The organism is Streptomyces sp. MGP-P1, from assembly GCF_057766565.1.
This window is the reverse complement of the sequence record NZ_JBYMEM010000007.1, coordinates 431372-451229: the sequence shown is the minus strand read 5'-3', so window position 1 is coordinate 451229 and position 19858 is coordinate 431372. Positions and strand designations below refer to the sequence as shown.

Sequence of the window (19858 nt, the reverse complement as noted above, 5' to 3'; positions counted from 1 at the left end):
CGGTTCGGACGACGGTCCGGGCGGTTGCGGATGCGGTCCGCGCGGCTCAGCGACGGTCCGGCTACGCGGACCCGTCCGCCTTGCCCGCCTGCTTCCCCTGGTCCACCTGGTCCGGCAGGTCGATGAGGTCCACCAGGTCGGCGATGGACTCGACGACGTGCGAGGGGCCGTACGGATAGCGGTCGATGTCCGCGACGGACGTCAGTCCGGTGAGGACCAGGAAGGTCTGCATCCCCGCTTCCAGACCCGCCAGGACGTCGGTGTCCATCCGGTCGCCGATCATGGCGCTGGTCTCGGAGTGCGCGCCGATGGCGTTGAGTCCGGTCCGCATCATCAGGGGGTTCGGCTTGCCCGCGAAGTACGGGTCCTTGCCGGTGGCCTTGGTGATGAGGGCGGCGACCGAGCCGGTGGCGGGCAGCGGGCCCTCGGCGGACGGGCCGGTCTCGTCGGGGTTGGTGCAGATGAAGCGGGCGCCCGCGTTGATCAGCCGGATCGCCTTGGTGAGCGCCTCGAAGCTGTACGTCCGGGTCTCGCCGAGCACCACGTAGTCCGGGTCGTGGTCGGTGAGGACGTACCCGATGTCGTGCAGGGCGGTGGTGAGACCGGCCTCGCCGATGACGTACGCCGTGCCGCCGGGGCGCTGGTCGTCGAGGAACTGGGCGGTGGCGAGCGCGGAGGTCCAGATGTTCTCCACGGGCACGTCCAGGCCCATGCGCTTCAGCCGGGCGTGCAGATCGCGCGCGGTGTAGATGGAGTTGTTGGTGAGGACGAGGAAGGGCAGCCCGGAATCCCGCAGCCGCTTGATGAAGGCATCGGCACCGGGGATGGGGGTGCCCTCGTGGATGAGGACGCCGTCCATGTCGGTGAGCCAGGATGAGATGGGCTTGCGCTCTGCCATGTGTCGGGACTCCTGCCGTACGCACTGCGTGCTGGGGGTGCCCGGACCACGCCGTCCCGGCACCCCCAGCATACGAGCGACCGTCACGTGGGGGGTGGGCCAAGGAGCGGGGCCCGGTGCGTGTAGCTGCAAGGCAGAGGATTGAGGCAACGCGGAGCGTTGGTGATTGACGACAACGCCGGAGGGGGCCCCTCCCTGCTCGAGCGAAGCCGAGAGCTTGGGGGAGCGCGTACCGGGCCCCGCGACGCCGCCCCCGCGTGACGGTCGCTCGCCTTAGCTCGCGGTGACCTCGACCCCGTCGATCACCCAGTACCAGTTGTTGCTGCCGGTGTAGTGGAACCGGAAGCTCACGTTGGCGGCCCCGGACGGGACGTCCAGGGTGAGCGCCTGGGGCTGGGAGATCACGTCGGACGTGTAGCGCTTCACCTCGACGGGCGTGCCGCCGTTCCAGGAGGCGAGGACGCGGGCGCTCTGGCTGCCCTCCTGCCGGTAGAGGGTGGTGAAGCCGAGCGTGACGGTGGACGTGCCGCCGACCGCGTACGCCGGGGTGACGAGCGTGGAGTCGTACGGGCCCGACGAGGCCTTGTCGGCCCACTCGTCGGAGTCGGCGACCGCGAAGATCCCGCGCGAGCGGACGTTCAGCTCACGGGACTGGTCGCGCTGGCCGCGGCTCCAGAACTCGTCGGTGGCGAAGGACCAGCCGCGCCACTCGGCCACGCCCCCGGTGCCCATCGCGGAGTTCACGACCGACCAACCGCTGGGCGCGGTGTGGGTCCAGCCGAGGACGCCGGCCGGGATGCCGGTCTCGTCGACGCGGGCGGAGAGGGAGGGGTGAAGGGTCTCGAACGGGTCGGTGGAGCGCTGCTGGATCGGCTTGCCGTCCAGGCCCCAGGCGGGGTCGGGTGTGACGCCGAGCTGCTTGAAGACGGTGGCGGCGACGTCCACGAGGCGGGTGTCGGCGGGGCGGGCGCCGGCCGCGATGCCGGGGCCCTGGGCCAGGACGAAGGTGCGCCGCTCCTCGATCGCGCTGCCGCCGTGGCCACCGGAGTCGGTGTGGCCGTGGTCGGTGGTGACGATGACCGTCCACCGCTCGGTGGCGTACGAGGGGCGGGCCCTGATCGCGGTCAGGAGGCGGCCGAGGTAGCCGTCCTGGACGTCGATCGCCGCACGGTACGCGGCGCTGGCGGCACCGGAGTTGTGGCCGGCGATGTCGGTCTGGCCGAAGTAGACGAAGAGGACGTCCGGGTTCTGGTTCCGGAGGATCGACTCGGTCTCGGCGGCGATGGTGGCGTCGTGGCCGGTGTAGCCGTCGGCGTCGCCGTCCAGGACGAGCTTGGCGTCGGCGCCCGTAGTGACCGTGCCCTGGGCGTCCAGGGGCTTCCAGTCGACGGCCGCGTAGGTGGAGAGCTGGGGGCGGACCTGGGCGAGGCGGGCGAGGAAGCCGGGGTACTTCCCGTAGTTCTTCCCGGCGAAGGAGTTGTCCTTGACGCCGTGCTTGTCGGGCCAGACACCGGTGGAGATCGTCGACCAGCCGGGGCCGGAGGAGGTGGCGGCCATCGGATTGGCGTACAGCAGCGAGGTGCCGTACGTCCCGTTCGCCATCATCGACTTGAGGTGCGGGGCCTTGGCGGCGGCGATGACGTCGTGGCGCAGCCCGTCCATGCCGACGACGAGCACCTTGTCCTTGCTGGTGCCCTCGGGGAGGGTCGGCGCGGCGTACGCGGGGGCGGCGGTGGCGAAGGAGCCGCCGACGGCGGCGGCCGTGGCCGTGGCGGCGGTGGTGGCGAGCACGGAGCGGCGGGACAGGGACCGGGACACGTGATCCTCCAGGGAGGGGGCGGGTCGGACGGGGCTGGGCGTGAACTGCCCTCGTGAACTGCCTTATGAAGCTTCTGGGCTCTCTGGGCTCTCTGGGCTCTCTGAGCCTTCTGGGCCTTCTGGGCCTTCTGGGCCTTCTGGGCCTTCTGGGCCTTCTGGAGTCGCTGGACCAGACCCGTTACCTTCGCGAGACCCAGCGGGCCGAGTTCAGACCTTCGCAGGATTCCGTGGCGGAGAGGTGACCGGTCAGCTGCCGGTGGCCGACTTCCAGGCGTCGATGTACGTGTCCAGGTTGGCGCCGATGTCCGCCCAGTCGGGCTCGAAGATCTCCACGCCCTCCATCAGCCGGGCCAGTTCGACGGCGTTGGCGTCGGTGGCCTCGATGTCCTTGCGGGCGGCGAAGCCCCCGCCGACCGCACTGACGTCGCGCTGGGCCTGCTCGGAGAGCATGAAGTCGAGCAGCTTCTTGCCGTTCTCGCTGTGCGGGCCCTTCGCGACGAGGCCCGCCGCGTACGGCAGGGCGAAGCTGGTGGGCTTCCCGTCACCCTTGGCGGGGAACCAGATGCCGAGGTTGGGCATGTCCTTGGACTGGGCGAAGTTCATCTGGACGTCCCCGTTGGCGGCGAGGAGCTCCCCCTTGTCGACCTTGGGGGCGAGCTTGCCGGTGGAGGCGGACGGGCCGACGTTGTTGGTCTGGAGCTTCTTCAGGTACGCCATGGCCGGCTCCTGCCCGCCGAAGTCGTGCATCGCCTTGATGAGGACGGCGGTGCCGTCGCCCGCGACGCCGGGGGTGGAGTACTGCACCTTCTCCTTGTACGACGGGTCGAGCAGGTCCTCCCAGGTCCTGGGCGGGCTCTTCAGCTCCTTCTTGTTGTGGATGAACCCGAAGTAGTTGTTGACGACGGAGGTCCACTTCCCGTCGGCCGCCCGGTCGGCGCCGTCGACCTGGTCGACGCCCTTCGGCTCGTAGGCCGTGAGGAGGCCCTTGGCGTCGGCCTGCTGGATGAAGGGCGGCAGGGTGACGAGCACGTCGGCCTGGGTGTTGGACTTCTCGCGGACGGCGCGCTGCACCATCTCGCCGGAGCCGCCCTCCACGTACTTCACCTCGATGCCGGTCTTCTTCTCGAAGTCCTTGAAGACCTTGTCGTACCAGCCGTCGCCGTTCTCGCCCTTGAGGCCGTCGGCGCTGTAGACGGTGACGGACTTCTCGTCGGACGCGGCGGAGGAGCCGCCGCAGGCGGTAAGGGTGACGGCGGCGAGGCCGGCCATGGGGAGGGCGAGGGCACGGGCACGGGCACGGTTGCGGTTGCGGTTGCGGTTGTTGCGCATGTGGGGTTTCTCCAGGGGGAAGTGCGGGGCGGGGATCAGCGGTAGGAGGCGCGGGTCCGGATGCGGGAGACGGCGGCCAGGACGAGGAGCGTCGTCGTCATCAGGACCACGGCGAGGGCGGCGCCGGTGAAGAGCGAGCCCCGGTCGGTGGCGGCGAAGATCTGCACCGGCAGCGGGGTCCAGTCCGGCGGGTAGAGCATCATCGTGGCGCTCAACTCCCCCATGGACAGGGCGAAACAGAGCCCGGCGGCCGACGTGAGCGAGGGCAGCAGGAGAGGCAGCCGGATCCGCCACAGGACCCGGGCGGGGCTCGCCCCGAGGCCGGCGGCGGCCTGTTCGTACATCGGGTCCAGACGGCGCACGGCGGCGGAGACCGACTGGTACGCGAACGCGGTGACGAGAACGGTGTGGGCGAGGATCACGATCCAGCGCGTCCCGTTGAGCAGCACGGGCGGCTGACTGTAGGCCACCAGCACCGCGAGTCCGACGACCACCGAGGGCACGGCGACCGGCAGGATGAACAGGGCGTCCAGGAGCCGCTTTCCCCGCTTGCGGAGAGAGGCGGCGGCGAGAGCGGCCCAGCCGCCGAGGATGAGCGCCAGCACGCTCGCGGCCACGGCCGTGACCAGGCTGGTGGTCAGCGCCTGGAGGGAGTCGCCGCTCGTCGCGGCGGAGTAGCGCTCGACGGTGGGTCCGGAGGGGAAGGCGCCGGACCAGTTCGTGGCGAGGGACGCGGCGAGGATGACGAGCAGGGGCACCGCGAACAGCGGGACGAAGAGGAGGAGGAAGACGGCCCAGGTGGCCCACTTCCCGGCGCGGCTATGCACCAGCACGACGGCTCACCACCCGGTAGAGGCTGTAGAGGCCCACGGAGATCGCGATGTTGACGACGGCGACGACGCAGGCGGCCGGGTAGTCCGACTCCAGGATCGCCTTGCTGTAGACGAGCATCGGCAGCGTCGTGACGTCCTTCGCCCCGGTGAACAGGACGATCCCGAACTCGTTGAGGCACATCACCAGGACGAGGCTGCCGCCCGCCGCGAGGGCCGGGAGCGCCTCGGGCAGGATGACCTGCCGGATGATCCGGACGGGCCCGGCGCCGAGCGAGGAGGCGACCTCCAGCTGACCGGTGTCGAGCTGGGAGAACGCGGCGAGCAGCGGGCGCATCACGAACGGTGTGAAGTAGGTGATCTCGGCGAGGAGGACGCCCCAGGGGGTGGTCAGGAAGTGGAAGGGCCCCTCGGCCGCCCCGGTGACGTCGGTCCAGAGCCCGTTGGCCATCCCGACGGATCCGTAGATGAACAGCAGGGCCAGGGTGATGAGGAAGGACGGGAAGGAGAGGAACACGTCGATGAACCGGGCGACCGCCTTCCCGCCGGGGAACGGGACGAACGCGATGATCAGCGCGAGGACGAACCCGAGGACGAGGCATCCCACGGTCGAGCCGACGGCGAGCCACACGGTGGTGGTGAGCGCGTCACGGAAGACCTCGGAGGCGAAGACGTCGGCGTACGGGTCGAGCGAGACGCCGCCCTCGTCGGGGGTGACGGACTGCTGGACGACGAGGGCCAGCGGGTAGAGGAACGCGAGCGCGAGGACGGCGACGGGCGGCAGCGCCCAGACCCAGGTGGGGACGGATCGGGACCGTGCGGGGGCGGGGCCGGGGTCCGGTCGCCCGGAACCCGTCGTCCGCTTCCGGTCGAGGACGGCACTAGCCACCGGGCACCACCCCCGCCTTCTCCCGCGCCGGCACGGAGCCCGCCGGGCCGGCCGCGTCCGGGGCTCCTCTTGCTGCTCCTGCTTCTCCCGCCGCTCCCGGCGCTCCTGCTTCCCCCGCTGTTCCCGCCGCCCCTGCTTCTCCCGCCGCCCCTGCCGCTCCCGCCGCTCCCGCTGTTCCCGCCGGGAGCAGCACCGCGTCCTCGGGCGCGAAGTGCAGGGTGACCGGGTCGCCGAGGGCCGGGGGCTCCCGCAGTTCGCGGAGGTCGGCCATGAGGCGGTGGCCGTCGACGTCGGCGTGGACACGGTGGGTGGCGCCGCGCCACTGGACCTCGGCGACGCTGCCGGTGAGCGCGTTGGGCCCGTCGCCGAGGCCGACCAGGTGCGGCCGGACGCAGAGGGTCGCGGTGGCTCCGGGGGCGGCGGTGTCGGTGGGGGCGGCGAGCGCGTGGCCGCCGAACTCGACGGCTCCCTCACCGGTGACCGTGACCGGGAGGAGGTTGGCGTTGCCGACGAACGAGGCGGTGAACTCGGTGCGCGGGCGGCGGTAAAGCTCCTGGGGGGTGCCGCAGTCCTGGAGCCGGGCCCGGTCCATGACGGCGATCCGGTCGGCGAGGGTGAGGGCCTCGACCTGGTCGTGGGTGACGTACAGGATCGACACGTCGGGCAACTCGCGGTGCAGCCGAGCCAGTTCGGCGAGCATCCCGGAGCGGAGCCGGGCGTCGAGGGCGGAGAGCGGTTCGTCGAGGAGCAGGACGCCGGGGCGGATGGCGAGCGCGCGGGCGATGGCGACGCGCTGCTGCTGGCCGCCGGAGAGTTCACGCGGGTGGCGCTCGGCGTACGCGGCCATGCCTACGAGTTCGAGGGCCTCGGTGACCCGGCCGGGGATCTCGGCCTTCGGGGTGCGGTGGGCCCTCAGCCCGAAGGCCACATTGTCCTTGACCTTGAGGTGCGGGAAGAGGGCGTATTGCTGGACGACCATGCCGATGCCGCGCCGGTGCGGGGGCAGGGCGGTGACGTCCCGGCCGCCGAGGAACACCCGCCCGGAGGCGGGCCGGACGAACCCGGCGACGGCCCGCAGGGCGGTGGTCTTGCCCGAGCCGGACGGCCCGAGGAGGGCCATCACCTCGCCGGGTTCGACGGTGAGGTCGAGCCGGTCGAGGACGACGTTCCCGCCGTAGGCGACGGTGACGCCCTCGAAGCGGATGCCGCTGGGGGCGGCGGGGGTCGTCCGACCGGGGCCGCGCCCACCGGCGGCGGGGGCCGGGGCGCTCATGCCTCGGCCCGCGCGATGAGGTCGGGCAGCTCGGCGACGGACCCGAGCACGTGGGTCGCGCCGTGCCGGGTCAGCTGGTCCCTGTCGTGGGCGCCGGTGAGGACCCCGGCGACGATCCCGGCGCCGGAGCGTACGCCGCTGAGCATGTCGTACGAGGTGTCGCCGGCCACCACGGTCCGCCGGACGTCCTCCACGGCTCCGGTGCGCAGGAAGGCGGCCAGCACCATGTCCGGGAAGGGCCGGCCCCGGCCGCCCGCGTCGGCGGGGCAGAGGGTGAGCGGGACGAGGTCCTGCCAGCCGAGGGCGGCGAGGATGGCGTCCTGGGTGGTACGGGCGAACCCGGTGGTCAGGACGACGGTGCGGCCCTCGGAAGCGAGCCGTTCGACGGCCTCACGGGCTCCGGGGAGCGGGGCGATACGGCCGCCGTCGACGAGTTCTCCGTACGCCTCCTCGAAGGCGATGTTGGCACGCTGGGCCTTGGCCTCACCGTCCTCGGCGCCCGGGCCCTCCTGGCCGCCCTCGCCGGCGAAGAGGTGCCGGAAGACGGTGATCTTGGATTCACCCATGGTGGCGCGTACGTAGGCGAGTTGGCGGGCGTGTTCGTCTGATCCGGGGCGCACGCCGAGGCGTTGCGCGGCCGCGGAGAAGGCCTGCTCGACGAGGCCGCCGTCGGCGACGGTGGTGCCTGCCATGTCGAGGACGACGAGGCGGAAGGGGTCACGCGTGATGTCGGTCGGGGAAGTCATGTGGTTCACCAGCCCAGTTGGTCGGCGGTCGTTTCGGCGATGGCGGGCGAGCACGTCATGCCGCGCCCGCCGGGCCCGGTGACGAGCCAGACCCCGTCGGACACCTGCTGCCGGTGGACGACGCGTGAGGTGTCGGTGCACTGGGCGTAGACGCCCGCCCAGCGGTGGCGGACGCGCGGCAGCGGGCGCCCGAGGAAGGCCTCGACGACCCGGGTGAGGTGCTCGTAGGGCTCCTCGACGGTGTCGAAGGCGAAGGGGTGCTCGTACTCGTGGGTGTCGCCGATGGTCAGCCCGCCGTCGCGGCGCTGCACCATGAGGAGCTGCATGCGGTGCTCGGCGGCGACCGGGTCCTGGGCCTGTCCGGCGTTGAGGGCGTCGAGCGCCTCGCCCCGGTAGGCGGGGTAGTAGCGGAAGCTGTCGGCGTCGGCGACGGAGGTGGTGAGCGGTTCGCCGAGCGGGTCGGTCTGCATCATCTGGAGGCGGACGCGGCGCACGGGCAGCTCGGGCCCGGCGAGCTCCCGGACCAGCCCGCCGAGCCAGGCGCCGGTCGCGAGGATCACGGCGTCACCGGTGTGGACGTCGCCGTGGTCGTCGCGCACGGAGGCGGCCCCCACGACGTCACGCACCTCGCGGCCGGGGAGGTAGGTGTACCGGCCGGAGGCCAGCAGGTGTTCCTTCAGGGCGAGCTGGGCGGTGCGGGGTTCGACCGCCGCGTCCCGCTCGCACCACAGGGCGGCGGTGAACGCTCCGCGCAGGGCCGGGTTGAGCGCCCGCGCCTCGTCGGCGGCGAGCAGCTTGTAGCCGCGCGCCGCCGCGTCGGGCCGGGCGACGGCCGCCTCGGCGACGGCGACCTCGCGTGCGGTGCGCAGCGGGGTGAGCGAACCGCAGGCCCGGAAGCCGAGTCCGGGCACCCGCTCCCCGACGGCCTCCCACAGCTCGCGGGCGCGCAGGGCGGTCTCCAGCTCCTCGCCGCCGGCCCGGCCACTGACCCATATCTGTCCGAAATTGCGGAGCGATGCCCCGCGCGCCTCGCTCTCGCGCTCGATCTGTACGACCTCGTGGCCGCGGCTGACTGCGTGCCAGGCGTGCATGGTTCCCACCACGCCGGCTCCTACGACGATGACTCTCACGACGGCCACGCTCCTCGGGACGGGTGTCCCGCACGCATCCGTTCACCGACGGGACGGTGAACGACCCCGCAAGTTTGGACCAGACCCGTTATCTTCCCGTGATCTATCAGGGGCTCGGGCCGTATGGTGAAGCAGGCGACGACCTCCTCCCCTCAGCTCCGCTCTTCGCCTCGCAGATGGGCGGAGAAGGAGAAGCGGTCGCCCCGGAACAGGGTCCGCACGCGCTCCAGCGGCCGGCCGTCGGCGTCCCGGGAGAGCCGGTGGATCAGGAGCATCGGCAGGGCGGGCGGGGTCCCGATGAGCAGGGCCTCTCGGGGGGTCGCGAGCACGGTCTCGATCCGCTCGTCGGCGTCGCCGAAGGCGATCTGGAGGCGGTCGCGGAGGTAGGCGTAGAACGAGGAGTCCGGGTCGAACTCCGTGTCCAGGTCCGGGACGCGGGCGACACCGACGTACGTGCTCTCCAGGCCGACGCGCTCGTCGTCGGCGAGCAGCACCCGCTCCAGGTGCCAGACCGGCTCGCCCCGCTCGACCGCGATCTCGGCGGCGAGCGCCTCGGGGCAGGGGAAGCGGTCCAGGCCGATGAGGTGGCGGCCGGGCCTTCGGCCCTGACGGCGGACGCCCTCGGTGTAGCTGGCCAGGGAGAGCGGCTGCTCCAGCTTGGGTCCGGCGACGACCGTCCCGCGCCCCTGACGCCGCAGCCGCCCTTCCAGGAGAAGTTCGCGCAGGGCCTGGCGGACCGTCTCGCGCGCGACCCCGTGCCGCTGGGCGAGCTCCCGCTCGGTGGGCAGGAGCCCGCCCTCGCCCAACTCGTCCAGCAGCACCGCGATACGGGCCTTGACCGCGTAGTACTTCGGGATACGGCCGTGCTCGGGGATGCCGGAGCGGATCGGTGCGCCAGGTGCCTGGTCGTTCGGGTAGTCCACGGCCCGATGGTTGCAGACGCGGGTGAACGGGCGGCGTTACGGGCTCCGCCGCTGCCCGTCAGTCCGAGGCTCGGCGGAAGCGGCGCGCATGCCACACCAGGGCGGCCCCACCGAGCAGCAGCGCCCCGGCGACGGCCCCGGTCCAGGCCAGTGACTCCGGTCCGGTGCGGGCGAGTTCGGGGAGCGGGCGGCCCGGGCCGTCGCGGGGCGGGCGTCCGGGGTGGTCCTCGTCGGCGCCCCTGCCCTCCTCCCGGCTCCGGGGCGGGTCGGCGGCCGGGGGCCGGGGTCGCGGTCCGGGGACGGGTCCCGGCCGGTGCCGGGGTCCGAGCGGGTGCCGTCGCCCGCCTCGGTACGGGGGCCGTCGCCCGGGTCCGTGCGGGTGCCGTCACCCGGGTCGGCGCGTTCCGGATCGACACGTTCCGGATCGGCGGAATCCGGATCGGCGGAATCCGGGGCGGGGCGTTCCGGCCGGGGGCGTTCCGACTGGGGGCTCTCCGGCTGGCGACTCTCCGGCTGGCGGCTCTCCGGCTGGCGGCTCTCCGGCTTCGGGCGCTCGGACCGGGGCTGTTCCGGTTCGCGGATGCCGCCCGTGGCGCCGTCGACGATCACGAAAGGATAGTCCTCCGACTCCCCCACCCATTCGCCGTCCTCGCGCCCGCCGCCCTTGGCCTTGTCCTGATGGCGGCGCTGGACGACGGCGGCGTGGGCGGTGACCGGGCCGGGGGCGGTGTCGGAGGTGAAGGCCATCCGGACGCGCACGGAGACGGTCGCGCCGGCGGGAACGGTGAACCCGAGGAACGCGTCACCGGAGGCGTCGACGGCGGAGCCATCGACATCGGGGCCTGTGCCTGCGTCCCTGCCCGCCTCCGTGTCCGTGCCTCTCGATGTCCCCGCCTCGCCTTCCTCCCCACCCTCCGCCTTCTCGCGCCGATCGTCCGGCTCGCCGCCGAAGACACCGATCTGCTCGTCGCGGTCGGTGCGCTCCCAGGTGACCCGGTGCTCGATCCCGGGGCGGCCGGGCTCGGAGAACTCCAGCTGGATCTGGTCCGACGTCAGCCTGCGGTCGCGGTCGGCGAGGACGAGGACCGGGTGCAGGGCCCGGCAGGACGTGTCAGTGGTGTTGGTGAGGTCGAGGAACCAGGTGCCGTAGCCGCCGCCGGAGGCGTACCTGTCCGGGGCGTCCTGGATCCGGGTCTCGATGGGGAAGTCCTTGGCCTCCGGGTCACCGCAGCCAGGCTGCCGGTCGGCGGCCGGGGAGGCGGGCACGGACGCGGCCGGCAGGGCGGCGGCGACCTGCGGACCACCCAGGAGCGCGGCGGGCACGGTGATCCCGGCGGCCAGCCCGAGGGCGGCGAGCGCACGGGCGTCACGCAGCCGTGCACCGGAGGTGGGGGGCATGGGGGTCACCCTTCACTGCTCGCGGACGACCGGGGCGGGGGCCTCGGTGGTGGCCTCCGACACCACCACGCGCGCGCGGACTCAGAGAGTCGACATGCCGACTTGATTCATAGGATCACCCGACTGCACCTCCACCTCCACCTCCTCGTTCCCTTCCCTGCTTCCCCGCCTCGTCCCCCCGCCCGACTCCCCTGCCTTGCTCCCCCCACCCGGCTTTCCCGCCTTGCTTCCCCGCCTCGCCCGTCCACCCGACTCCCCTCCCTCGCTTCCCGGCCCGCCGCCCGACTCCCCGCCCGATCCGCGCCCCACCCGCCCGAACACCGGCGCGAGCACCAGTTGGGCCGCGCCCTCCGCGACCGGCCGGTCACCGCCCCGGGCGACCGTGACGGTCACGCCCGCGCCCGCCCCGCCCCGCGCCGCCCGCTCCTCGATCACGGCCCGGACGCCCCGTACGTACGCGTCCTCGTCGGCGGCCACCACTCTGCCGCCCAGGACCACCCGGTCGATGCCGAGCAGGCCGACCAGGTTCGCCGCGCCCGTGCCCAGGACCCGGGCGGCCTCCCCCCGGTCGCCGCGCGCCTCGGCGGCCAGGCACAGCGCCTCGACGCAGCCGCGTCCGCCGCAGCCGCAGAGCGGGCCGTCCAACTGGAGGGTCTGGTGGCCGAATTCACCCGCCCCCGTCCGCGCGCCCCGGTGTACCTCGCCGCCGAGGACCAGGCCCGCGCCGAGCCCCGTACCGAGGTGGAGGTAGGCGAAGTCGCCGCACGGCTCGTCGAGGGAGAGGGCCACGGCGAGGGCGGCGGCGTTGGTGTCCTTGTCCAGCACCACCGGCAGCCCGGTCCGTTCGGCCAGGGCGGTGCGCAGCGGGTACCCGTCCCACTGCGGGAACCCGGTGACCCGGCGCAGCACGCCGTCCCGGTGGTCCAGCGGGCCGGGCACGGCGACGCCGACGCCGAGCACCGGTTTGCGCGGTTCGGCCGCGCACAGGTCCCGTACCGCGTCCGCCGCGTCCGCGAGGACCCGGTCCGCCGGGGCCCCGAGGTCGAGCGGCGCGCGGGTGACCGCGACCGGCCGGCCCGCGAGGTCGACCAGGACGGCGGTGAGCCCGTCGCGGTCCAGGTGCAGCCCGACGGCGAACTGCGCGTCGGGGACGAGCCGCAGCACGGTGCGCGGCTTGCCGCCGGTGGAGGGGCGCAGGCCCGCGCCGACGGCGAGCCCGTCCTCCCGCAGCCGGGCGGTGATCTTGCTGACGGCCTGCGGGGTGAGGCCGGTGCCCTCGGCCAGCTCCAGCCTGCTGATGCCCTCCGCCCCGGCGGCCCGCAGCAGCTCCAGCACCAGCGCGGCGTTGTGGTGGCGCAGGGCCGGCAGATTCACCCCGGCCTGGGCCTTCGTGCGGGTCCCGTTCACGGTTCGCTCCTCTTCACCGCCCCATTGTGCCGGTCGCTTGCACTTTGGCAACAGCGTTGCTTAAGTGGATCGCATGACCCCCAACGCCTCCGACGCCCCGCTCCGCGTCGCCCTCGTCGGCTACGGCCTGGCCGGCTCCGTCTTCCACGCCCCGCTGGCCTCCGCGACCGACGGGCTGGTCCTCGACACGGTCGTCACGTCGAACGAGGAGCGCCGGGCCGAGGCCCTCGCCGCGTTCCCCGACGTCCGCCTCGCCGCCTCGCCCGACGAGCTGTGGGAGCGCGCCGACGAGCTGGACCTCGTCGTGATCGCCACGCCGAACCGGACGCACGTCCCGCTGGCGACGGCCGCGCTGAAGGCCGGGCTGCCGGTGGTCGTGGACAAGCCGGTCGCCGGGACGGCCGCCGAGGCGCGGGAGCTCGCGGCTCTCGGCGAGGAGCGCGGGCTGCTGCTCTCGGTCTTCCAGAACCGCCGCTGGGACAACGACTTCCGCACCCTCGCCGGGCTGATCGCCGACGGCGAGCTGGGCGAGGTCCAGCGCTTCGAGTCCCGCTTCGAGCGCTGGCGGCCGCAGCCCAAGGGCGGCTGGCGCGAGTCGGGCGACCCGCAGGAGATCGGCGGTCTGCTGTACGACCTGGGCAGCCATGTCGTCGACCAGGCGCTGGTGCTGTTCGGCCCGGCGGTCCAGGTGTACGCCGAGTCCGACGTACGGCGGCCCGGCGCGGCGGCGGACGACGACACCTTCATCGCCATCACCCACGCGGGCGGGGTCCGCTCCCATCTGTACGTCAGCGCCACCACGGCCCAGCTCGGCCCGCGCTTCCGGGTGCTGGGCTCGAAGGCGGGCTATGTGAAGTACGGCCTGGACCCGCAGGAGGCGGCCCTGCGCGAGGGCCTGCGCCCGGTGGCCGGTGAGCCGTGGGGCGAGGAGGATCAGGAGCTGTGGGGCCGCCTCGGCTCCGGCGAGTCCCCGCTGACGGGCGGCGGCGCCCCGGTCCGTACGCTGCCCGGCGACTACCCCGCGTACTACGCGGCCGTCGCCGCCGCCGTACGCGGCGCCGGCCCGAACCCGGTCACCGCGTCGCAGGCGGCCGCCGCGCTGGACGTCCTGGAGGCCGCGCGCCGTTCGGCCCGCGAGGGCGTCTCCGTCACCCTCCTCCCCCACCACGACGAGGACCAGCAGGCGAAGGAGCCGCGCGCGTGAGCACCCTCTCCCCCACTCTCTCCGAGCTGATCGCCCAGGAGCGCCGGCTCACCCTCCCGCGCTTCTCCCACGACGACGCGTTCGCGCTCGGCAGCCTGCTGGTCGCGCTGGCCGCGGAGCGGCACGCCCCGGTCGCGATCGACATCCGGCGCGGCGCGCAGCAGCTCTTCCACGCGGCCCTGCCGGGTTCGAGTGCGGACAACGACGCGTGGATCGACCGCAAGCGCAAGGTCGTCGAGCGGTACGGCGAGAGCTCGTATCTGGTGGGCACCCGGTTCCGGGCGAAGGGCACCACGTTCGAGGAGTCCTCGCGCCTGGACCCGGACACGTACGCGGCGCACGGCGGTTCGTTCCCGATCGCGGTGGAGGGCGCGGGCGTGATCGGCACGGTCACGGTGTCCGGGCTGCCGCAGGCCGAGGACCACGCGCTGGTGGTCGAGGCGCTGGAGCGGTTCGCGGGGGCGACGGGGGGCTGAGGAGCGTACGTACGAGGCCGGGGGCGCGGTCACCGCAACCGCACCCCCGGCCCGCTCCGGGCTACGCCCCCTTCAGCTCCTGCCGCTGCCGGCCGAGCCCCTCCACCTCCAGCTCCACCACGTCGCCCGCCCTCAGGTACGGCTTCGGCTCGGGCTGCCCCATCGCTACCCCGGCGGGCGTACCGGTGTTGATCACGTCGCCCGGGTAGAGCGTCATGAAGTGGCTGAGGTAGCGGACGACCTCGCCGACCGGGAAGATCTGCTCGGCCGTGGTGCCGTTCTGCTTCAGCTCGCCGTTGACCCAGAGCCGCAGCGGCAGGGCCTGCGGGTCGGGCACCTCGTCGGCGGTGACCAGCCAGGGCCCCAGCGGGTTGAACGTCTCGCAGTTCTTGCCCTTGTCCCAGGTGCCGCCGCGCTCGATCTGGAACTCGCGCTCCGAGACGTCGTGCGCCGTCGCGTACCCGGCGACGTGCGCGAGGCCCTGCTCGGCCGACTCCAGGTAGCGGGCGGTGCGCCCGATGACGACGGCCAGCTCGACCTCCCAGTCGGTCTTGCGGCTGCCGCGCGGCACCAGGACCGTGTCGTGGGGCCCGACGACGGTGTCGGGGGCCTTGAAGAACAGGATCGGCTCCGCCGGGATCTCCGCACCCGTCTCGGCTGCGTGGTCGTGGTAGTTCAGCCCGATGCACACGATCTTGCCGATGCGCCCGAGCGGCGGGCCGATCCGCAGCCCCGTCGCGTCCAGGGCGGGCAGCACGCCGGGCGCCCCGGCGGCCGCCCGTACCCGGGCGAGCGCGGAGGCGTCGGCGAGCAGCTCGCCGTCGATGTCGGGGACGAGCCCCGACAGATCACGCAGAGTCCCGTCGCGGTCGAGAAGCGCGGGGCGCTCGGCGCCCGCCGTACCGACTCGAAGCAGCTTCAACGGTCCAACTCCTCTTGGTCGAGGTGGTGGCCCTCCGGCGGGTTGCGGCCGACGGAGGACTTGGCCGATCGTCCAAGAGATGCGAACACTCCGCAAGACCTCGTTCACACACTGGACCGGCGGGGTGGGCGGGCCGATTACGCCGCTGTGGCCATGGCGCTGCCGGTGACCGGCATGTCGCGGTACAGCCAGGCCCGCTCGACGGCGGTCCAGGTGGTCGTGGTGACGACGTACAGGGCGGCGGCCAGCGGCACGACGGCCACGGTGATCAGCGTGAAGAACGACATCAGCGGCATCACCTTCGTCATCGCGCCCATGCCGGGCACGGCCTGTACGTCCGGGCCCGCGGCGGGCGTCATCGGGTTGGCGGCCAGCTGCCGCTTGGTGCGTCCGTAGTTGAACGTGGCGACGGCGGTGACGATCGCGAAGAGCCCCAGGTAGACCCAGCCCTGGCCGCCGAACACGCCGCCGTGCGCGAGCGCGTCGTGCCAGCGCCCGCCGAGCGGTGCGCCGAGCAGGTCGTGGCTGAGCAGCGCGTTGGGCTCGCCGCCGATGGAGCTGCTGGAGAACAGGTGGTAGAGCAGGAAGAACGCGGGCATCTGGAGCAAGCTCGGCAGGCAGCCGGAGAGCGGCGACACCTTCTCGGCGGCGTGCAGTTCCATGATCGCCTTCTGCATCCGCTCCGGGTTCTTGCCGTGCTTCTTGCGGAGTTCGGCGATCTGCGGCTGGAGCCGGCTGCGGGCCTTCTGCCCGCGTGCGGCTGCCCGAGACAGGGGGTGGACGGCCAGCCGGACGAGCGCGGTGAACAGGACGATCGCGGCGGCGGTGGACGCGGTCTGGAAGAACGGCTGGAGCAGGTCGGCGATGGAGCCGACCAGGCTCGCGAAAGCGGACATGAAGGCGGACATGGGTAAGCCCTCCGGGGGTCTCGTCGTGCCGGGAGGTACCTGCGAGGAGGTACGGGGTGATCACTCGGCATGACGACCGGCGCGGGGGCACCGCACGCGGAAGAGGCGCGGGGTTCGCTACGCGGCGGCCGTCAGGAGGGCGTGCCCAGGTGCTCGGGGCCGCGTTCGGCCCCGGGCGTCGGGGTCGCGTTGCGGGAGGAACGCGGTGCGCTTCTCCCTGTCCCTGATGGCTGTACGGACCCGGGTGCGGGGCACCGGGGACGCGCAGCGGGCGCTGATGACGGAGCAGGCGAGGAGCGCGGATCCGGCGGCGGCGGTGGCGGCGAGCGCGACGGCCGCGGAGAGGCTGCCGCCCTCGGCGAGGAGGACCTCGGTGAGGAAGAGGACGAGGAGCCCGGCGGGCCGGAGCAGCCGGGCGAAGGCGCGGCGCAGGGCGTTGGCATCCCGCACGGTGCGCACCTCCTGCCCCTTCGTCAGCGCCTCTCCCGCGAGGCTCAGTCCTGCCGTACGAGGGTGCGTACGGCACTCCATTCGTTATACACGATGATCGGATGCGCTATCGGGTGCGCTACCGGATGCGCTTCGGGCGGCCCGGGCGGCGACGGGCTCGTCCTCTTCCCCCACCGGGTCATGGGCCAGCACCTCGGCGTCGGGCCGCGGATCCGCGTCGCGGGGCCCGGCGAAGGTGACGGCGAGCGCGACGGCCAGATTGGCGGCGAGGGCGACGAGCCCGGCGTTCACGCCCCCCACCGGATCGTTCCCGCTGAAGACGAGCGCACAGACCACCGCGACGCCGACGATCAGCCCTCTGAACGCGCCCCGGAAGGTGAGCCGCCGCCAGACCAGGGCGAGCAGCATCATCGGAAGCAGCTGCGCCATCCCCTCGTACGAGATGAGGGAGAGGCGTACGAGGGTGTTGGGGGCGGTGTACGTGAGGAGCAGCGCGAGGCCGCCCGCGACGACCACGACGACCTGGGCGGCGGACTTCTGCCGCTCGGCGAGACGCGGCACGAGCGAGAGCACGCTGCGCCCCCACATCGTCCCGATGACCAGCATGAAGACGGCCATGGGCACGATGGAGGAGAGCGCCGCGGCCACCCCGACGACGCCGACGGCCCAGGCGGGCAGCGCGTCGACGACCAGCTTGAAGAGCGCGAGGTTCGACTCCGCACCGGCCAGCCCCGGCACCACGAACAGGGCGGCGAGGCCGAGCAGCATCGGGACGAAGAGCAGGACGTTGTACGCGGGCAGGTACATGGCGTTGCGGCGCAGCGCGTCGGCGTTACGGGCCCCGAGGTATCCGGCGACGGTGGTCGGGAAGATGACGACGGTCAGGGAGTTCAGGAACGTGGTGCTGATGAACCACAGCTCCCCGAACCCGCCGCCGCCCCCGTCCCCGCTCCCGCCGCCCCCGTGTCCCGGCAGGGTCAGCCAGTCGCTCTTCTCGGTGACCAGCCGGTCGAGGAAGGGCCCGTAGCCGTCGAAGTAGTGCAGCGGGACGTACAGCGCGAGGAACCCGAGGGTCGCGATGACCAGGACGTCCTTCAGCACGGACACCCAGGCGCTGCCGCGCAGCCCGCTGACCACGACGAAGCCGGTGGTGACGGCGAAGGCGACGAAGTAGGCCCAGTTCAGGCTGACGGCCCCGTAGGAGATGACGGAGAGGACCACGCCCATGCCGGTGATCTGGAGCTGGATGTACGGCAGCAGGAACACCGTGGCCAGCACCGCGACCACCGCGCCGAGCCAGGGCCGGCCGAAGCGGTGGGCGACCATGTCGGTGATCCCGACGAGGCCGTGCCGGCGGGCGTACCCCCAGAGCATCGGCCCGACGACGTACCCGATCGCGTAACCGCACGACATGTACGCGACGACGTACAGCACGGGCGCCCCGTAGTTGTAGCCCCAGCCCGCGGCCCCCAGATAGCTGAAGCTGGTGTAGCCCTCGCCCGCCATCAGCACCCAGATGAAGACGGGACCCAGACTCCGCCCGCCCACGGACCACTCGGCGAGCCCGCCGCCCTTGCCGCGCCCGCGCAGGGCGAGGAGACCGAGGGCGACGGTGGCGACCATGAAGACGGCGAAGACGGAGGTGGCGACGGCGGCGTTCACGTTCACGCGGGACCACCCCGGCGCCGGTCCTGGTCCCGGCGGTCCCCTCTCCGCGCGAGCCACACGGCGACCGGCGTGAGGAGGGTCGCCCCGAGGAGCCACACGAAGAGGAAGGGCACGCCGAACACGAGGGGCGTGACCCGGTTCACCCACGGCAGCGCACCGAGGTACAGGACATAGGGGACGAGCAGCCACAGCAACTGGGGGCGTCGTCTGATCACTCCGAACACCCGGGGACCCTACTCCGGGCAGCCCCGGGTATCCGTCACCGCGGGCGCATCGAGGTGAGCTTCCCCCGGACGATGAGCCGGTGGCGGGAGCTGAACTCGGGGGTGCAGGTGGTCAGGGTGAGGTAGTAGCCGGGCGCGCTGCAGCCGACGGAGGTCGTGATGTCGCCGCGCGGCACGGGTGCGATGACCCCGCTGTCCGAAGGGGCGGTCCGCGCGAGGCGTTTGCCGACGGTGTACGTGTGGACGGCGTCCCGGGTCTCGTCCCCGCCCTCTCCTCCACGCCGCCGCCGTCCGGCAGTACCGTGTGGTTCATGCGCCCCGACACGCCTGCCGACCACACCACCGAAGCCGAGCGTCTGCTCCGCACCGCGGCGCAGTACCCCGAGGACCACGAACCGCTGATCCTCCAGGCCGCGGCCCACCTGGAACTCGCGGGCGACCGCGCCCGCGCGAGCACGCTCTACGACGACCTGCTCGGGGCCCCCGAGGCCACCGTCGACCACCCGCACCTGATCAAGTCCCTGAAGGCGGCCAACCTCTGGGAGTACGGCCACGAGGCCGAGGCCCGGGCGATCATCGACGGCATCCGTACCGCGGGCCCGCTGGACGCGGCGCCGTGGCAGGTGGCCGCGGAGACCCTGGAGGCGCACGACGAGCTGGAGTCGGCGCACGACTTCCTCTCGACCGCGCTGACCCTGCTGCTGGCCCCCGGCGAGGAGGTCCCGTACGCCGTCCAGTCCCTGCTGACCGGCCGCCACCGGGTGCGCAGGCTGATGGGCCTGGAGCACGACGCCTGGGACGAGCTGGCCGGCGAGCTGCACACGGCCCCGGTCCCCCTGGACGAGCTCCACGACCCCAAGCGCCTGTGGTCGCTGGGCTCCTCGGACCCGGTCGAGCTGAAGGCCGAGATCACCCGCCTCCGCGCGGAGCTGGGCACCTACCGCACGGCGCTCTCCCGCCCGTTCCCGGTCGCCGTCCTGCACTGGCCCGAGGACGAACTGCGTGAACTGCTCACCGCGTACCCGGCGTTGACCGAGGAGTACGTGGACCGCGCCACGCACCTGGACCGCCTGGAGACCGCGCTCCGGGACCTCCACGCGACGGGCACCCCGAATCTGGGCATCGTCACGGGCACGGTCCCCTCGTACGAGGCGTTCGCCGCCTCCGAGGCCGCGTCCCCGGCCGGCCCGGGCCTCCTCCCCCAGTACGCCACCACCCTCGCCGCCCGGGGCCGCGCCGTCCCCTGGCCCCCGTCCCGCACGGCTGCTTGCTGGTGCGGGAGCGGGGAGGCCTATGGGCGGTGCCACGGGGTGTGAACCCCGTGTCCGACGGCTGCGGCCCGGAACCGCGCACGACGGGTGCGGG

General features: G+C 73.1%; 18 protein-coding genes and 2 pseudogenes. 3 read left to right on the top strand and 17 right to left on the bottom strand.

Features of this window, described 5'->3' with window-relative positions; genetic code table 11:
- Window positions 1–61: 61 nt before the first annotated feature.
- The 11 genes and pseudogenes from AC3CH1_RS23705 to AC3CH1_RS23655 form a co-directional block, all read right to left on the bottom strand.
- Complete coding sequence (locus AC3CH1_RS23705) at window positions 62–898, bottom strand: HAD-IIA family hydrolase (protein WP_488464768.1); 837 nt, start codon at window positions 896–898, stop codon at window positions 62–64.
- A 273-nt stretch (window positions 899–1171) separates the two neighbouring features.
- A complete protein-coding gene (locus tag AC3CH1_RS23700; protein WP_488464767.1) occupies window positions 1172–2716 on the bottom strand; it encodes an alkaline phosphatase family protein in 1545 nt (514 codons plus the stop codon).
- Between the two features lie 246 nt (window positions 2717–2962).
- Window positions 2963–3985, bottom strand: a complete 1023-nt coding sequence (locus AC3CH1_RS23695) for a 2-aminoethylphosphonate ABC transporter substrate-binding protein (RefSeq protein ID WP_488466717.1) — start codon at window positions 3983–3985, stop codon at window positions 2963–2965.
- A 95-nt stretch (window positions 3986–4080) separates the two neighbouring features.
- Window positions 4081–4878 carry an ABC transporter permease gene (locus AC3CH1_RS23690; RefSeq protein ID WP_488464766.1) on the bottom strand — a complete coding sequence of 266 codons (798 nt, stop codon included), beginning with the start codon at window positions 4876–4878 and terminating at the stop codon, window positions 4081–4083.
- A complete protein-coding gene (locus AC3CH1_RS23685) occupies window positions 4865–5764 on the bottom strand; it encodes a 2-aminoethylphosphonate ABC transporter permease subunit (protein ID WP_488464765.1) in 900 nt (299 codons plus the stop codon). Before AC3CH1_RS23685 ends, AC3CH1_RS23690 begins: the two co-directional genes overlap by 14 nt.
- The gene (locus AC3CH1_RS23680) at window positions 5757–7037 is read right to left on the bottom strand and encodes an ABC transporter ATP-binding protein (protein WP_488464764.1); all 1281 of its coding nucleotides are present in this window, start codon (window positions 7035–7037) and stop codon (window positions 5757–5759) included. The genes AC3CH1_RS23685 and AC3CH1_RS23680 overlap by 8 nt, the downstream gene beginning before the upstream one ends.
- On the bottom strand, window positions 7034–7783 hold the full coding sequence (locus AC3CH1_RS23675; RefSeq protein WP_488464763.1) for a phosphonatase-like hydrolase: 750 nt from the start codon (window positions 7781–7783) through the stop codon (window positions 7034–7036). The genes AC3CH1_RS23680 and AC3CH1_RS23675 overlap by 4 nt, the downstream gene beginning before the upstream one ends.
- 5 nt (window positions 7784–7788) lie before the next feature.
- Entirely contained in the window at window positions 7789–8913 is a 1125-nt protein-coding gene (locus AC3CH1_RS23670) for a TIGR03364 family FAD-dependent oxidoreductase (protein ID WP_488464762.1), read from the bottom strand.
- 152 nt (window positions 8914–9065) lie between these two features.
- Entirely contained in the window at window positions 9066–9836 is a 771-nt protein-coding gene (locus tag AC3CH1_RS23665) for a GntR family transcriptional regulator (RefSeq protein WP_488464761.1), read from the bottom strand.
- Between the two features lie 36 nt (window positions 9837–9872).
- Window positions 9873–11234: a peptidase gene (locus AC3CH1_RS23660; RefSeq protein ID WP_488464760.1), complete on the bottom strand. Its 1362-nt coding sequence runs from the start codon at window positions 11232–11234 to the stop codon at window positions 9873–9875.
- Window positions 11235–11525: 291 nt separating this feature from the next.
- A pseudogene (locus AC3CH1_RS23655) lies at window positions 11526–12641 on the bottom strand (ROK family transcriptional regulator); the annotation flags it as partial.
- A gap of 73 nt (window positions 12642–12714) precedes the next feature.
- Here AC3CH1_RS23655 and AC3CH1_RS23650 point away from each other — a divergent pair.
- Entirely contained in the window at window positions 12715–13845 is a 1131-nt protein-coding gene (locus tag AC3CH1_RS23650; protein ID WP_488464759.1) for a Gfo/Idh/MocA family oxidoreductase, read from the top strand.
- The gene (locus AC3CH1_RS23645; RefSeq protein WP_488464758.1) at window positions 13842–14321 is read left to right on the top strand and encodes a heme-degrading domain-containing protein; all 480 of its coding nucleotides are present in this window, start codon (window positions 13842–13844) and stop codon (window positions 14319–14321) included. The genes AC3CH1_RS23650 and AC3CH1_RS23645 overlap by 4 nt, the downstream gene beginning before the upstream one ends.
- A 61-nt stretch (window positions 14322–14382) precedes the next feature.
- On the opposite strand, the gene AC3CH1_RS23640 is transcribed toward AC3CH1_RS23645, so the two are convergent.
- The 6 genes and pseudogenes from AC3CH1_RS23640 to AC3CH1_RS23615 all read right to left on the bottom strand — a co-directional run.
- The gene (locus AC3CH1_RS23640) at window positions 14383–15243 is read right to left on the bottom strand and encodes a fumarylacetoacetate hydrolase family protein (protein WP_488464757.1); all 861 of its coding nucleotides are present in this window, start codon (window positions 15241–15243) and stop codon (window positions 14383–14385) included.
- A 137-nt stretch (window positions 15244–15380) separates the two neighbouring features.
- Window positions 15381–16151 (bottom strand): YidC/Oxa1 family membrane protein insertase, encoded by a 771-nt coding sequence (locus tag AC3CH1_RS23635; RefSeq protein ID WP_488464756.1) that lies wholly within the window; start codon window positions 16149–16151, stop codon window positions 15381–15383.
- 117 nt (window positions 16152–16268) lie between these two features.
- Window positions 16269–16601, bottom strand: a complete 333-nt coding sequence (locus AC3CH1_RS23630) for a DUF6412 domain-containing protein (protein WP_003968911.1) — start codon at window positions 16599–16601, stop codon at window positions 16269–16271.
- 84 nt (window positions 16602–16685) lie between these two features.
- Window positions 16686–18263 (bottom strand): sodium:solute symporter family protein, encoded by a 1578-nt coding sequence (locus AC3CH1_RS23625; protein WP_488466716.1) that lies wholly within the window; start codon window positions 18261–18263, stop codon window positions 16686–16688.
- 2 nt (window positions 18264–18265) lie between these two features.
- A complete protein-coding gene (locus tag AC3CH1_RS23620) occupies window positions 18266–18493 on the bottom strand; it encodes a DUF3311 domain-containing protein (protein ID WP_488464755.1) in 228 nt (75 codons plus the stop codon).
- A 35-nt stretch (window positions 18494–18528) separates the two neighbouring features.
- A pseudogene (locus AC3CH1_RS23615) lies at window positions 18529–18756 on the bottom strand (sortase domain-containing protein); the annotation flags it as partial.
- Window positions 18757–18804: 48 nt separating this feature from the next.
- On the opposite strand from AC3CH1_RS23615, the gene AC3CH1_RS23610 reads away from it, so the two are divergent.
- Entirely contained in the window at window positions 18805–19809 is a 1005-nt protein-coding gene (locus AC3CH1_RS23610; protein ID WP_488464754.1) for an SEC-C metal-binding domain-containing protein, read from the top strand.
- Window positions 19810–19858: the final 49 nt, after the last annotated feature.

Bases quoted from the DNA above. Each gene is read 5' to 3' on its own strand.
- AC3CH1_RS23635 (WP_488464756.1), bottom strand. From the start codon at position 16,151: ATGTCCGCCTTCATGTCCGCTTTCGCGAGCCTGGTCGGCTCCATCGCC.
- AC3CH1_RS23680 (WP_488464764.1), bottom strand. From the start codon at position 7,037: ATGAGCGCCCCGGCCCCCGCCGCCGGTGGGCGCGGCCCCGGTCGGACG.
- AC3CH1_RS23705 (WP_488464768.1), bottom strand. From the start codon at position 898: ATGGCAGAGCGCAAGCCCATCTCATCCTGGCTCACCGACATGGACGGC.
- AC3CH1_RS23660 (WP_488464760.1), bottom strand. From the start codon at position 11,234: ATGCCCCCCACCTCCGGTGCACGGCTGCGTGACGCCCGTGCGCTCGCC.
- AC3CH1_RS23650 (WP_488464759.1), top strand. From the start codon at position 12,715: ATGACCCCCAACGCCTCCGACGCCCCGCTCCGCGTCGCCCTCGTCGGC.
- AC3CH1_RS23610 (WP_488464754.1), top strand. From the start codon at position 18,805: ATGCGCCCCGACACGCCTGCCGACCACACCACCGAAGCCGAGCGTCTG.
- AC3CH1_RS23695 (WP_488466717.1), bottom strand. From the start codon at position 3,985: ATGGCCGGCCTCGCCGCCGTCACCCTTACCGCCTGCGGCGGCTCCTCC.
- AC3CH1_RS23675 (WP_488464763.1), bottom strand. From the start codon at position 7,783: ATGACTTCCCCGACCGACATCACGCGTGACCCCTTCCGCCTCGTCGTC.